This is a genomic window from Streptomyces pactum, assembly GCF_016031615.1.
Classification (GTDB): domain Bacteria; phylum Actinomycetota; class Actinomycetes; order Streptomycetales; family Streptomycetaceae; genus Streptomyces; species Streptomyces pactus.
Genome location: NZ_JACYXC010000002.1, coordinates 121,815 through 135,028 on the forward strand (window position 1 = coordinate 121,815; position 13,214 = coordinate 135,028).

General features: G+C 74.3%; 9 protein-coding genes. 7 read left to right on the top strand and 2 right to left on the bottom strand.

Annotated features, from left to right (window positions below; all coding sequences use genetic code 11):
- Window positions 1-18: 18 nt before the first annotated feature.
- The 3 genes from IHE55_RS28965 to IHE55_RS28975 all read left to right on the top strand — a co-directional run bounded on the left by IHE55_RS28965 (window position 19) and on the right by IHE55_RS28975 (window position 5,056).
- Window positions 19-2,046 (top strand): alpha/beta hydrolase family protein, encoded by a 2,028-nt coding sequence (locus tag IHE55_RS28965; RefSeq protein WP_307826929.1) that lies wholly within the window; start codon window positions 19-21, stop codon window positions 2,044-2,046.
- Between the two features lie 271 nt (window positions 2,047-2,317).
- Window positions 2,318-4,279 carry a RiPP maturation radical SAM C-methyltransferase gene (locus IHE55_RS28970; RefSeq protein ID WP_197992383.1) on the top strand — a complete coding sequence of 654 codons (1,962 nt, stop codon included), beginning with the start codon at window positions 2,318-2,320 and terminating at the stop codon, window positions 4,277-4,279.
- Window positions 4,280-4,360: 81 nt separating this feature from the next.
- Window positions 4,361-5,056: a DUF5825 family protein gene (locus tag IHE55_RS28975; RefSeq protein ID WP_197992384.1), complete on the top strand. Its 696-nt coding sequence runs from the start codon at window positions 4,361-4,363 to the stop codon at window positions 5,054-5,056.
- Between the two features lie 226 nt (window positions 5,057-5,282).
- Here IHE55_RS28975 and IHE55_RS28980 read toward each other — a convergent pair whose 3' ends face one another.
- On the bottom strand, window positions 5,283-5,891 hold the full coding sequence (locus IHE55_RS28980; protein ID WP_197992385.1) for a Fic family protein: 609 nt from the start codon (window positions 5,889-5,891) through the stop codon (window positions 5,283-5,285).
- A complete protein-coding gene (locus IHE55_RS28985; RefSeq protein WP_197992386.1) occupies window positions 5,878-6,600 on the bottom strand; it encodes a hypothetical protein in 723 nt (240 codons plus the stop codon). Before IHE55_RS28985 ends, IHE55_RS28980 begins: the two co-directional genes overlap by 14 nt.
- Before the next feature lie 745 nt (window positions 6,601-7,345).
- Here IHE55_RS28985 and IHE55_RS28990 point away from each other — a divergent pair.
- The 4 genes from IHE55_RS28990 (at window position 7,346) to IHE55_RS29005 (ending at window position 13,167) form a co-directional block, all read left to right on the top strand.
- A complete protein-coding gene (locus IHE55_RS28990) occupies window positions 7,346-8,356 on the top strand; it encodes an ABC transporter permease (RefSeq protein WP_197992387.1) in 1,011 nt (336 codons plus the stop codon).
- Between the two features lie 238 nt (window positions 8,357-8,594).
- On the top strand, window positions 8,595-10,367 hold the full coding sequence (locus IHE55_RS28995; RefSeq protein WP_197992388.1) for an ABC transporter substrate-binding protein: 1,773 nt from the start codon (window positions 8,595-8,597) through the stop codon (window positions 10,365-10,367).
- Between the two features lie 8 nt (window positions 10,368-10,375).
- Window positions 10,376-11,368: an ABC transporter permease gene (locus tag IHE55_RS29000; protein ID WP_197992389.1), complete on the top strand. Its 993-nt coding sequence runs from the start codon at window positions 10,376-10,378 to the stop codon at window positions 11,366-11,368.
- Entirely contained in the window at window positions 11,365-13,167 is a 1,803-nt protein-coding gene (locus IHE55_RS29005) for a dipeptide ABC transporter ATP-binding protein (RefSeq protein ID WP_197992390.1), read from the top strand. The genes IHE55_RS29000 and IHE55_RS29005 overlap by 4 nt, the downstream gene beginning before the upstream one ends.
- Window positions 13,168-13,214 lie beyond the last annotated feature (47 nt).

Sequence of the window (13,214 nt, forward strand, 5' to 3'; positions counted from 1 at the left end):
CGGTCCCGGGCGGCGCCGGTGAGCGCCCCGGCCTCCGCCCCGGAGGCCTCCGGCGCCGACGGCCGGCCGGGGTTCAAGGTCTACCGGCCCGTGCTGCCGGAGGTCTGCCCCACCGATCCGGCCCTGATGGTGCTCACCGGCGATGCCGGCGGCCGGTGCGAAATCTTCGCCTGGGACGCCCGCACCGGCCGCTCCCGGCAGGTCACCGACCGGCCGCACGGCACCCTGCACTGCGCGATCGGACCGGACGCGGCGATCTGGTGGTTCGACGAGGACCGGGACGGCCGGGGCGTCTGGCGCCGGCAGGACTTCCACGGCGGTCCCGACCGTACGGCCCTGCCCGGGGTCCCGCAGGGGACGCCGCGGGGTCTGGCCGCGGCCGCGGACGGCACGGTCGCCGTCGGCCTGGGCGACGGCGACGGACTCGCCGTGTACCTCGGCCGCCCCGGACGCCCCGCCCGGCGGGTGCTGCGGGTCGCGGGGGCGGCGGCGCTCGCCGGACTCTCCGCCGACGGTGCCCTGTTCGCCGTGGCCGGCCCCGCCACCGGACCCGGCGCGGTGACGGTCCACCGCGCCGACGGCACCCGGACCGAGCGGTGGTCCGGCCGGACCGGGGCGGTGTGGGCCCTCGGTTTCGCCCCCCGCACCCCCGGCCGGCGCCGCCGCCACGGTGCCGGCCGGGACCCCCGCGCCGCCCCCCCCACCTCCTTACCGGCACCCGCGCTCGCCCCGCCACCGACGCCCGGGACACCGGACGGCCCCGGGGCCCCGGCACCGGACGCGGCCGGCCCGTACCGGCCCGAACTGCTGCTGGTGCGGCGGTACGGGGACGGGTACGCACCCGCCACCTGGCGGCCCGGCGCCGGCACCGAGACCCACACCTGGTGCGCCTTCGACACCGAGATCACCGCCCGCTGGTACCCGTGCGGGCGGCGGGTGCTGATCCGGCAGGACCGGCACGGCCGCAGCCGGCTGTTCACCGCCGACCTCGACCGCCGCACCCTGGAACCGGTCCCGGTCCCCGGGGGCACGGTGCTGGACGCCGCCCCCCGGGGCGAGTCGGACGTGCACCTCCTGTGGACCGACTCCGCCACCCCGCCCCGGCTGCTGTCCACCGCGGGCAGCACCCTGCCCACCATCGGCTCACCCGTCGGACGGGTCCCCGGCCGGCACACCGAACTGTGGACGGACGGCGCGGACGGCCCGGTGCACACCCTGCTCAGCCTGCCCGGCACCGGCTCCGACCGGCCGCCGCCGCTGGTCTTCCTGGTCCACGGAGGCCCGGCCGACCACGACCGGGACGCCTACGACCCGATGGTGCACTCCCTCGTCGCCTCCGGGTACGCCGTCGCACGCGTCAACTACCGCGGTTCCACCGGCTACGGACCCCGCTGGCGCGCCGCCTACCGCGACGGCGTCGGCCTCACCCAGGTCGCCGACCTCACCGCGGTCCGCGCCGACCTGCTCCGCCGCGGCCTGGCCCGCCCCGGCGCGATCGGACTGTGGGGCACCTCCTGGGGCGGCTACCTGGTCCTGCTCGCCCTGGGCACCCGGCCGGACCTGTGGCAGGCGGGCGTGGCGGTGAAGCCGGTGGCCGACTGCGCCCTGGCGTACCGCGCGGGCACCCCGGCGCTCCGCGCCCTGGACGAGGCGCTGTTCGGCGGCACGCCCGAGCAGGTCCCCGAGCGCTACGCCGCCGCCTCGCCGCTGCGGTACGCGGCCCGGGTCCGGGCCCCGCTGCTGGTGGTGGCCGGCACCCGGGACGCCAAGTGCCCGCCCGGGCAGATCCGCGCCTACCTGGCGGCGCTCACCGCCGCCGGCGTCCCGCACGAGGCGATGTGGCTGGACTCCGGCCACGACGGCTACCTCGGCGGAGAGCACGTGGTCGTGCTCCGCCGCGCCATGGCCTTCCTCGGCCGGGGACTGCGCGGCACGCGGCCCGGGCCCCACGAAGCTCCCCGTCCCGACGGGCACGGGGGAACCGGGAGCCGCCTCGCCGGCGCTCCCGGTGACCGCACCACCGGCCGACACCAGGAGAGGAGGTAGCAGCCATGCAGAAGGACATCATCCACAACGACCCGCTGACGGGCGAGGAGGAGAGCCGTTCGCCGGGCGTCGGGATCGTCGTCACCGTCCCGTTCCGCAACGCGGAGGGTAACGAGGAGGACTGACCTCCCCGGCCGGCCCGGGTCCGCCACCGGGCCGGCCGGTTCCGGCACCGCCCGCTCCCCGGCCGTCCCGCCCCGCCGCCCCTGTCCCCGCCCGGAACCCGCACCGCCCGTACCCCGAACTCCCGTAGCCTCGCCGAGGAGCAGCCATGCGCGTCCTGCTGGTCAACATGCCCTGGTCTCCCATCGATCTGCCGTCCCTCGCGCTCGGCATCATCAAACGCAGCGTGGACGAACGGGTGCCCGGCGCACACGCGGAGGTGCTCCACGCCAATGTGGACTTCACCGACTGGATCACCGCCCGCACCTCCTTCACCGGCGCCGACTACGAGTACTACGCGCTCTCCTCGTACTTCCTCGGCTGCGGCGACTGGGTCTTCTCCTCCGCGCTCTACGACGACCCGGAGTGGCGGGTGGCGGAGTTCACCTCCGCCATGGAGGGGAAGCTGAGCGCCTCGCGGCTGGAGAAGTCCCTCGAACTGCACCGGATGGTGCCGCAGTTCGTCCAGGAGACCGCCGAGCGGATCGTCGCGGCCGCCCCGGACGTGGTCGGCTTCACCTCCACCTTCCAGCAGAACACCGCCGCACTGGCCGCGGCGCGCGCGGTCAAGCGCCTCGCCCCGCACATCGTGACCGTCTTCGGCGGCGCCAACTGCGACGCCGAGCAGGGGGCCGCGGTGCACCGCAACTTCCCCTTCGTGGACCATGTGATCCGCGGTGAGGGGGAGGCCGCCTTCCCTGCCCTGCTGACCGCGCTCGGCGAGGGCACCGCGCCCGACGACGTGCCCGGCCTGTGCCACCGCCGCCCGGACGGCACCAGCGTCGCCAACCCGATGAGCACCCGCCCGCTGCCGCCCGCCGCCATCCTGCCGCCCGACTACACCGGCTACTTCGAGCGGCTCGCCACCTCCGCGGCACGCGCCTGGGTGGAGCCCAAGCTGGTGGTCGAGGGGGCCCGCGGCTGCTGGTGGGGGGAGAAGCACCACTGCACGTTCTGCGGCCTCAACGGGTCCTTCATGGAGTTCCGCAGCAAGAGCCCGGACACCTTCTACGAGGAGATCACCGAACTCGCCCGGCGCCACCGGGTGCTCGACATGTACGTGGTGGACAACATCCTCGACATGGGGTACCTGACCACGGTGCTGCCCCGGATCATCGACAGCGGCCACGACCTGCGGATGCACATCGAGATCAAGGCCAACATGCGCCGGTCCCAGCTGCGCACCCTCGCCGAGGCCGGCCTGATCTACGTCCAGCCGGGCATCGAGAGCCTCAACAGCCGGGTGCTGAACCTCATGGACAAGGGGGTCAGCGGCTGCCAGAACGTGCGGATGCTCCGGGACGGCGCCGAGACCGGCCTCTCGGTGGCCTGGAACTACCTGCACGGCTTCCCCGGCGAGACCGAGGCCGACTACGACCCGGTGATCGCGCAGATCCCCGCCCTGGAACACCTCAACCCGCCGGTGGACCAGTCGGCACGGATCGCCATCGAGCGCTTCAGCCCGTACTTCAACCGCCCCGAACTCGGTTTCTCCGGTCTCCGCCCGGAACTGCACTACCGCTTCACCTACGACCTGCCCGAGGAGGAGCTGTACGACCTGGCGTACGTCTTCGAGGCGCCCGACCGCGGCATCGGCCAGCGCACCGTGGACGCGCTCAACAAGGCGCTGGCGGCGTGGAAGAAGCACAGCACCGACAGCCGGCTGACCTACACCGACCTGGGCGACCGCATCGTCCTGGTCAGCCGTCGGCGGTTGTTCGACTGGGGTGCCCGGGAACTCACCGACCCGCTGCACCTGGCGGCGTTCCGGCTGCTGGACCAGCCGCACGCCCTCACCCCGCTCACCCGCAAGCTGCGGGCCCGGCTGCCCGGCCGCACCGTGGAGGAGCCGGAGGTCGCCGCGCTGCTGGAGGAGTGGCTGGGGCTCGGGCTGGTCTTCACCGACGGCGGCCAGTACGTGCACATCGCCCCGGCGGCGGTCAACGAGGACCTGCTGCGGCTGTACTTCATGCGCCACACGCACGCCGACCGGGCCCCGGCCGGCACCACCCCGGCCGGGGCACCGCCCGCCGGGGCGCCGCGCACCCCCGAACCGGCCGGCCACCCGTGACCGGGGCCGCCCTCGCCCGGCCGGCGCCCCCCTCCGCGCCGGCGACCCGACGCCCAGCCACAGCCAAGGAGTGACCGACGGATGAGCACGACGACCCTCCCATCGGCGGTGGACGCCGCCCCGCACCGGCCGCTGACGGTGCTCGCCTGGCGCGACTACGACCAGGACGCCTGCCGGCTGCCGGGCATGGACCTGGGCGGGATACCGCTGACCGGACCGGCCACCGAGGAGGCCGGGCGGCTGTGGGAGCTGGGCGCGCGCCGGGTGCGGCTGCCGGGGACGGTGGACCTGCGGCGGGCGGCGGACGACCCGGACGCCGCCGCGGCGGCGGTGCGCGCGCTGTGCCTGGTGCGCGAACTGACCGCGCGGGCGGTCCTGGTGGAGTGGCACCTGGTCACGGCGGAGACCGACGGTGAGCAGTGGCGGACGCTGAACCACCTGCAGCCGCCGCAGGACCTGGCCGGCCCCGAGGACCCGGCCGGGGCGCTGCGCGAGTGGCGGCACCAGCACTACCTGTGCAAGTGCCTGTGGCGGCAGGGGCCCGGGTTCCTCCAGATCCGCGACCGCCGCTGGGGCGACCTGCGCCGGTTCACCGTGGAGGAGGACGACTACCGCGAGGCGATCGCGCTGATGGTCGAAGGGGTGCCGGCGTCCGCCGTGGACCCGCGCATCCTCGCCGACCTGCGGTCGGAGCGGCTGGTCGGGGACGTCGGCGAGCTGGTGTGGTGGCTGCCGTACCGGGTGCGGCGGTGGATCCAGGAAGCCATGACGGTCTGACGGTCCGAGCCGGCCGGAGCCGGTCCCGTCCGGACCGGCTCCGCGGCCCCGCCGCCCACCACCGCCGCCACACCGCACGCGGCGGCCACCCACGGTCACCCGCGTGAACAGCGCCTCGGTGCTCCGCACCTGGGCCGTGCCGGCTCCGGGTGCGGGGCTGGCGCGGCTCGGCGATCAGGTGGCCGGGCGCGCCGGATTGGTGGCCGGTGATCCTTGCCCGAGTGCTTCAGCCCCGGCGGCGGTGGAGCACCTCGATGAGAACGGCGAGGTCGGCGGCGCCGGCCGGGTCGTCCGCGTAGCGGGTGGTCTGGAGCGGTCCGACCTCGGGCAGGACGATGCCGTCCCGGGCCAGAAGATGGACTGCGGTCAGCAGCGCGGCGCGGGCATTGCCGTCGGTGAAGGGGTGGAAGAACGCCACATCGAGGTAGGCGCGGGCCGCGCGGGCCGCCGGCGGGAGGTCCGGGTCGGTCGTCTCGCGCAGGCAGGAGTCGAACGCGGCCCGTGTTCCGGGGGTCAGGCCGTAGCGCTCGCGGCCTGCCTTCGCGTAGGCGTCGCCCGTGCGGAACGGGGCCTGCGCCACGGCGAGGACTTCCCGCTGCCAGCGGGCGAGCACCGCGAAATCCAACGGGGTGCGGCGTACCGCGTCGTCCCGGGCCAGGGCGTACGCGCCGAGCAGGCGTTCGGCGCGCACCGGGTCGCGCCGGCGCACCGGCCCCTCACACCAGGCCCGGAAGCCGTCGCGGCCGGGCGGGACCCGCCGCAGGGCCGGCGCGCGCCGCCAATCGACCTCGCGGCGCACGCGCAGCCAGACCGAAAGGCTGTCAGGGGCGGTCATGGAGGTCCTCCAGCGCCGCCCTCTCCCGGTGGTCCTGGTACGGGGCGTGGCCGGTGAGGCCGATGGCGAGGTCCTCGCCGACGGAGTCGATCAGCGTCCGTTCCGGGGTGACCCAGCTCTTGAACCGGCCACCGATCGCGCCGTCCACCGCTCGCGCGGCGTCGGCCCGGTCCATGCCGCTGCTGGTGAGGAACCAGCACAGGAGGATCGAGGCCTGGCCGTGCCAGCCGCCTTCCGCGCCCGAGTCCAGCGCGTGGGTCACCAGCCGGACGCAGGCCCGTTCCAGGTGCCAGCTGCGATCCTCGGGTGAGGCGTCCGGTGGCGGCGCCAGTTCGGCGAAGCGCCGGGCGGTCCGCTCCAGCCACTGCCGCCACTCCAGCAGTGCGGCGACGACGCGTGCCGCGGTCTCGTCGGGGGTCGTCACCGAGTTCGGCCCGCTGATCCAGGTGCCGATGGGCCCGCCGTCGCGGTAGCACCAGTTCCATCCCCAGGCCCAGGTGCCGTACCGCTCCCGGATGATCGCGTCCACCTGACGCTCACACAGGTGTTCGCCCTGCCACCAGCCGGCCATGCCGGAGAGCACGGGTGGCACCCACGCGCGGACCAGCGAGCCGAGGCGGGCTTCCTCGTCCTCGTCCCAGGCGAACGGGTGGCGGGCCGGGTCGATCTCCTCCCAGTTCCGCAGGCTCTCGTAGGTGATGGGGGGCACGCGGTTGTCGGGGAAGGGCAGGGTGTCCCGGTTGTACGTCAGCGCTGGTCACTCCTCCTGTCCGAGGTGCTCGACCCACCAGTTTCGGCTCCGGTCGCCCCGTTCCGCGAAGGGTTTTTCCGGACCGCGCCCCGTACGGGCGTCCGTGCGCGCCCGACCGGTCCACCACCCGCGGCCCGGTCCACCACCGCGGCCCGGCCGCTCGCCGCGGGAGACCCGGCGTCCGGCCCGGTCGCACTCTCCGTCGCCGCCCCGGGGCGTCCGGCCCGGCGGGCACCGTGCCCCGATCGGCGCGTCGCGACCGGGCGCGCCCCGGGGCCACCCGCTCCGGTCACCGCGCTGCCGATCCGCCGGGCCCGCCCGGTCCGCGCGGTCCGCCCGGCCTGCCCGGTCCGCGTCGGCCGCCGCCGGCCCGTCCGGCCCGTGTCCGGCGGCGAGGTCCCGTCACGGCCGGACACCGGTGTGACGCAGCTCTCGACACGTAGAAGATGTTACGTACACCCACCCCTGATGGCGGTTTGGTGGCGTTATGCCGGTATTTTTTGTTTCGTCAGCATGAATGCGCCATGTCGCTGCAATTCTTGCCCTGTTTGCCGCATTGACCTTCGAAAGCGAGGCGTTGCGGGCACCTGGATCTTTGGATCTAATGTCCGTTATCCGGAGCGGTCACCCCGCGAACCACCGGACGGACGAGGCCGCGCACCCCGTGTGCGAAGCGGCCTGAGCAATCTGGGAGCACAGCGACATGGCCGAACCACTGGCCACCGAACCACCGGCACCCGCGCCACCGCGGCCGCCGGAGACCGAGGCACCGGCCGACCGCCGGTCCGGGCCGCTCGCCGTCGCCCTGCGGGCCTTCCGCCGGGACCGCGTCGGCATGATCGCACTGGGCGTCGTCTGTCTCTTCGTGGTCCTGGCACTCGCCGCGCCCTGGCTCACCGCCCTCTACGGCAAGAATCCCACCGAGCACTACGGACAGAACCGTCCCGGCCTGCTCAGCCCCGAGGGGCTGCCGGTCCTGCCCAACGGCGGGATGTCCGCCGAGCACTGGTTCGGCATCGAACCGGGACTGGGCCGGGACGTCCTCGCCCAGCTGCTGTACGGCATCCGCACCTCGCTCCTGATCGCCCTCGCCTCCACGGCCGTCATCGCGGTCATCGGCGTGGTCGTCGGCGTCACCGTCGGGTACCTGAGCGGCGCGGTGGACCGGGCGTTCACCTTCGTGTGCAACGTCACCCTGGCCTTCCCCACCCTGCTGCTGCTCCTGGCGCTCGGACCGGTCATCCGGACCCGGTTCGTGGGACCGGCGGAGAACGAGCCCGCCTGGATGCAGTTCACCGTGCTGATCCTGGTGTTCTCCGCGTTCGGCTGGGTGCCGCTGGCGATGGTGCTGCGCACCGCCGTCCGGTCGCTGCGGGAGCGGGAGTTCGTCGAGGCGGCGCGGGCGGCCGGCGCGGGCCGCCGGCACATCGTCCTCCGCGAGCTGCTGCCCAACGTCTGGGCGCCGGTGCTGGTGCACATCACCCTCGCGGTGCCCGCCATCGTCACCACCGAGGCGGCCCTGTCGTTCCTGGGCGTCGGCATCGACGAGCCGATCCCCGACTGGGGCCGCATGATCTCCCGCGGCTCGGAGGTCTTCTACGACGACCCGACCTACATGTTCTTCCCCGGCGTGACGATCCTCGTCTTCGTCCTCGCCTTCAACCTGCTGGGCGACGCGGTCCGCGACGCGCTCGACCCGCGCGCCGGGCGCTGACCGCGGGCGTCGCACACCGCGTCCGCCCGACGCCCGCGCCGGGTGCCGCGCACAGGCTGCCCGGCGCTCGCCCGCGGAGCCGCGCGCCGGAAGCCCCACCCGGGGCCGCGCGCCGGAACACCCACCCGGGGCCGCGCGCGGAACACCCGACCCGGGCGCACCGCGGCACCCCGCCCCCTCCGGGGCACCCCGCACCACCTCGTACCACCCTCACCCATCCCTCGCATCGGAGTCCGTCATGTCCGCATTCACCCCGCGCGCCGCAGCGTTGCCGGCCCTCGCCCTCACCACCGCACTGCTGCTGTGCTCCTGCTCGGCGGGCGCGGGGTCCGGCGACGGGGAACGGGACGCGAAGGGCACCTCCGGCAAGCGGCTCACCGCCACGCTCGGCACCGCGAAGGACAGCGCGGGACCGGCCCCCGAGGTGCCCGGCGCCCGGCGCGGCGGCACCGTCACCATCGCCAACCTCAACGACTACAGCCACCTGGACCCGCAGAAGATCTACGCCGGCGAGACCTACAGCACCTCGCTGCTGTGGGGCCGCCAGCTGACCCAGTACCAGGTGGTGGACGGCAAGCCCAAGCTCGTCGGCGACCTGGCCACCGACACCGGCACGTCCTCCGACGGCGGCCGCACCTGGACCTTCCGGCTCAAGGAAGGCATCGCCTGGGAGGACGGCAAGCCGATCACCTCCGAGCACGTCAAGTACGGCATCGAGCGAACCTTCGCCCCCGGGTTCGAGGCCGGCCCCACCTACTGGCCGGAGTGGCTCACCGGCTCCGAGGACCGCAGCACGGCGGTGAAGAAGTACGGCGGCCCGAAGGACGGCGACCTCGACGCGATCGAGACCCCCGACGCCAGGACCATCGTCTTCCACTTCCCGCAGCCGCAGGCCGACGTCCCCTACATGGCCGCCCAGTCCTCCTCCTCCCCGGTGCGCGAGGACAAGGACACCGGCACCGGCTACGACGTCAAGCCGTTCGCCACCGGCCCGTACCGGATCGTCGAGCACAAGCAGAACCAGCGCATGGTCCTGGAGCGCAACCCGCACTGGAAGGCCGAGACCGACCCGATCCGCCACCAGTACCCGGAGCGCTTCGAGTTCACCTTCGGCAAGCAGACCCTCAACACCGCGCAGGAGGTGTTCAACGGCCGCGGCGACGGACCCACCACGCTCAGCACCCGCAACGAGGTGCCGCCGGAGCTGTTCGCCGCCGCCGACCGCGACCCCGCCAAGCGGAAGCTGGTCGTCGCGGGCAGCCGGGGCGCCTACACCAACGACCTCTACATCAAGAACAGCCGGGTCACCGACCCCGAGGTCCGCAAGGCCATCCACTACCTCTTCCCCCGCGAGCAGGCCCGACAGGTGCTCGGCGGGCCGCGCGTCGGCGACTTCGCCACCACCCTCTCCTCACCCGCCGTGGTGGGCTGGGAGCGGTACGACCTGTACCCGGTCGCACCGGCCGGTGACATCGCCAAGGCCAAGGAGCACCTCGCCAAGGCCCGGAAGAAGGTCACCAGGCTCACCTACGCCTACTCCGCGGACAGCCCGCAGGACGACCGGCTCGCCCAGGTCCTCAGCGACGCCTTCGCCAAGGCCGGCATCACCCTCGTCGTCAAGCGCCTGGACCCGGCGGCCTTCACCAACGAGGTCTTCCGCGGTCCCGCGCCCTACGACATGTGGCTGTCCACCAACTCCGTGGACTGGCCCACCCCCTCCACCCTGCTGCCCGACAGCTTCCACAGCGAACTCGACTCGCTGGCCAACTCCATCCGCTACACCAACCCCGCGGTGGACCGCGAACTGGAGCGCATCGCGAAGATCGGTGACGCCCGGCGGAAGGCCGAGGAACTGATCGACCTGGAGAAGGTCGTGATGAAGGACGTCCCCGTGGTGCCCTTCCTGTACGCGAGCGTCGCCCAGTTCCGCGGCGAGGACATCGGCGGAGCCGCCATCCACCCGATCTACGGTGCCATCGCCGCCGCCGACCTCTACGTGAAGAAGTCCTGACCCGCACCATGACCGGTTACCTCCTCCGGAGAGTCCTGCAGGCCGCGGCGGTGCTCCTGGCGATCACCGCCGCGGCCTTCGGGCTCTTCTACGCCGCCCCCTCCGACCCCGCCCTCATCGCCTGCGGCCCCAAGTGCGACCTCCAGCAGGTCGAGGCGGTCCGCGCCGGCATGGGCCTGGACCAGCCGATCCTCACCCAGTTCCTCGACTACCTGCGGGGACTGGTCGCCGGCCGGACCATCCTGGACGTCGACGGCACCCCCATCGACTGCCCCGCGCCGTGCCTGGGCTACTCCTACACCCTCCACCAGCCCGTCCTGGACGCCATCGGCGACCGGCTGCCGGTGACCCTCTCCCTCGCCGGCGGCGCCCTGACCGTGATCGTCGTCCTCGGCGCCGGCGCCGGCTTCACCGCCGCGCTGCGCCACGGCACGGTCACCGACCGGTTGCTGTCGACGTTCACCCTGGTCGGCGCCAGCGTCCAGATCTACTTCCTCGGCTACGTCCTGCAGTACTTCCTCGTCTACTCCACCGGACTGCTGCCGCCACCGGAGTACTCCCCGCCCGGCGACGGCCCCGGCGCCTGGGCGGCCGGACTGCTGCTGCCCTGGCTGGTCCTCGGCTTCGTCAACGCCGCCGTGTTCACCCGCCTGACGCGCTCCCAGATGCTGGAGACGATGCACGAGGGCTATGTGCGCACCGCCCGCGGCAAGGGCCTGGGCACGCTGCGCACCCACCTGAAGTACACCGCGCGCGGCGCCGCCGCCCCGGTGGTGCAGCTGCTCGGCCTGGAGATCGGCGCCCTGTTCGGCGGCGCGTTCATCACCGAAACGGTGTTCGGCCTCGGCGGTGTCGGCACCCTCGCCGTGGACGCCGTCACCGGCAACGACCTGCCGACCGTGCTGGGCACCGTACTGCTCGCCGCCTTCTTCGTCGTCGTCTTCGTGGCCCTCGCCGACCTGGTGGTGGCCTGGCTCGACCCCCGCGTGAGGCTGACATGAACAAGCCCGTCACGGCCGGACCCCGGCAGGACGCCGGCCCGGCCCCGGAGCGGGCACCGGCCCGCCCCGCCGGACCGGTGCTCCAGGTCCGCGACCTGACCGTATCCTTCGGCACCTCCCGTGCAACGGTGCCCGCCGTCCACGAGGTCTCCTTCGACCTGGCCCCCGGCGAGGTCCTGGCCCTGGTGGGGGAGTCCGGGTCCGGGAAGTCCACCGTCGGGCTCGCCGCGATGGGCCTGCTCGACCCCGCCCGCACCACGGTGCGCGGCAGCGTACGGATCGGCGGCGGGCAGCAGCCCGGACAGCCGGCCCAGGACCCGCCCGGCGGCGGCACCGAGATCGTCGGCGCCCCCGAGGCACGGCTGCGGCGCCTGCGCGGGTCCCGGGTCGCCATGGTCTTCCAGGACGCCCTCGCCGCCCTGTCCCCGTTCCACACGGTGGGCGACCAGCTCGCCGAGGCGTACCGGATCCACCACCGGGACGCCGGCCGGAAGGAGGCCCGGGCCCGGGCACTGGCCATGCTGGAGCGCGTGGGCATCCCGGCCGCCCGCGCCGGCGACCACCCCCACCGGCTCTCCGGCGGCATGCGGCAGCGGGTGGTGATCGCGATGGCGCTGATCAACGAACCGGAGGTGCTGATCGCCGACGAGCCCACCACCGCGCTCGACGCCCGGGTGCAACGCCAGGTCCTGGAACTGATCCAGGAACTCAGGGCGGAGACCGGCACCGCGGTGCTGTTCATCACCCACGACATCGGCGTGGTCGCCGCCATCGGCCACCGCGCCCTGGTGATGCGCGCGGGCCGGGTCGTCGAGGAAGGCCCCACCGGACGGCTGCTGACCGCGGCCGGCCACCCCTACACCCGGGCCCTGGTGGGCGCCGCCCCCACCCTGAGCACTCCGCCGGGCTCCCGGCTGCCGACCGTGGAGGACCCCGGCCCGGCGCCGCGCGCCGCCCCCCGCCCGGCCGCGGCCGCCCCGGACCGCCGACCGGCGGCCGACCCGGACCCCGGACCGGCCGTGCTGGCCGAACTCGACGGGGTACGGGTGGAGTTCCCCGGACGGCGCGGACCGCTGCTGCGCCGCGGCCGGCCGGTGGCGGCGGTGCGCGGGGTGAGCCTGCGCCTGCACCGCGGCGAGACGCTGGGCCTGGTCGGGGAGTCCGGCTCGGGCAAGTCCACCCTCGCGCGGGTCCTCGCCGGGCTGCGCCGGCCCACCGCCGGCACCGTGCGCTTCGACGGCCGGGACACCTCCCGGGCGGCGGTGGACGCGCGGCTGCGGAGGGAGCTGGCCCGCGACGTCCAGGTGGTCTTCCAGGACCCGTACGCGTCGCTCAACCCGCGCCGCACGGTCGAGGAGATCGTCACCACACCGCTGCGGTTCCACACCTCGCTGGACGCCGCGGCCCGGCGGGCGCGCGCCGCGGAGCTGCTGGAACAGGTGGGCCTGGCACCGTCCCACCTGTCGCGCCACCCGCACGAGTTCTCCGGCGGGCAGCGCCAGCGCATCGGCATCGCCCGCGCGTTGGCGGTCCGGCCGCGGCTGGTCATCGCCGACGAGCCGGTCTCCGCCCTCGATGTGTCGGTCCAGGCCCAGGTGCTCAACCTGCTGATGGACCTGCGGGCGGAGCTGGGGCTGTCCCTGCTGTTCATCTCGCACGACCTGGCCGTGGTACGGCACTTCTGCGACCGGGTCGCGGTGCTGCGGGCCGGTGAGATCGTCGAGACCGGACCGCGGGACCAGGTGTTCGGTGCCCCACGCGCCGACTACACCAGGGAACTCCTCGACGCGGTGCTGTGAGAGGGGCCCGGCCGGTGCCCCCGTCCCACGCGGGAGGTACCGGCACG

Coding starts and splice junctions, on each gene's coding strand:
- IHE55_RS28970 (WP_197992383.1), top strand. CDS start 2,318: ATGCGCGTCCTGCTGGTCAACATGCCCTGGTCTCCCATCGATCTGCCG.
- IHE55_RS28975 (WP_197992384.1), top strand. CDS start 4,361: ATGAGCACGACGACCCTCCCATCGGCGGTGGACGCCGCCCCGCACCGG.
- IHE55_RS28980 (WP_197992385.1), bottom strand. CDS start 5,891: ATGACCGCCCCTGACAGCCTTTCGGTCTGGCTGCGCGTGCGCCGCGAG.
- IHE55_RS28990 (WP_197992387.1), top strand. CDS start 7,346: ATGGCCGAACCACTGGCCACCGAACCACCGGCACCCGCGCCACCGCGG.
- IHE55_RS28995 (WP_197992388.1), top strand. CDS start 8,595: ATGTCCGCATTCACCCCGCGCGCCGCAGCGTTGCCGGCCCTCGCCCTC.
- IHE55_RS29000 (WP_197992389.1), top strand. CDS start 10,376: ATGACCGGTTACCTCCTCCGGAGAGTCCTGCAGGCCGCGGCGGTGCTC.
- IHE55_RS29005 (WP_197992390.1), top strand. CDS start 11,365: ATGAACAAGCCCGTCACGGCCGGACCCCGGCAGGACGCCGGCCCGGCC.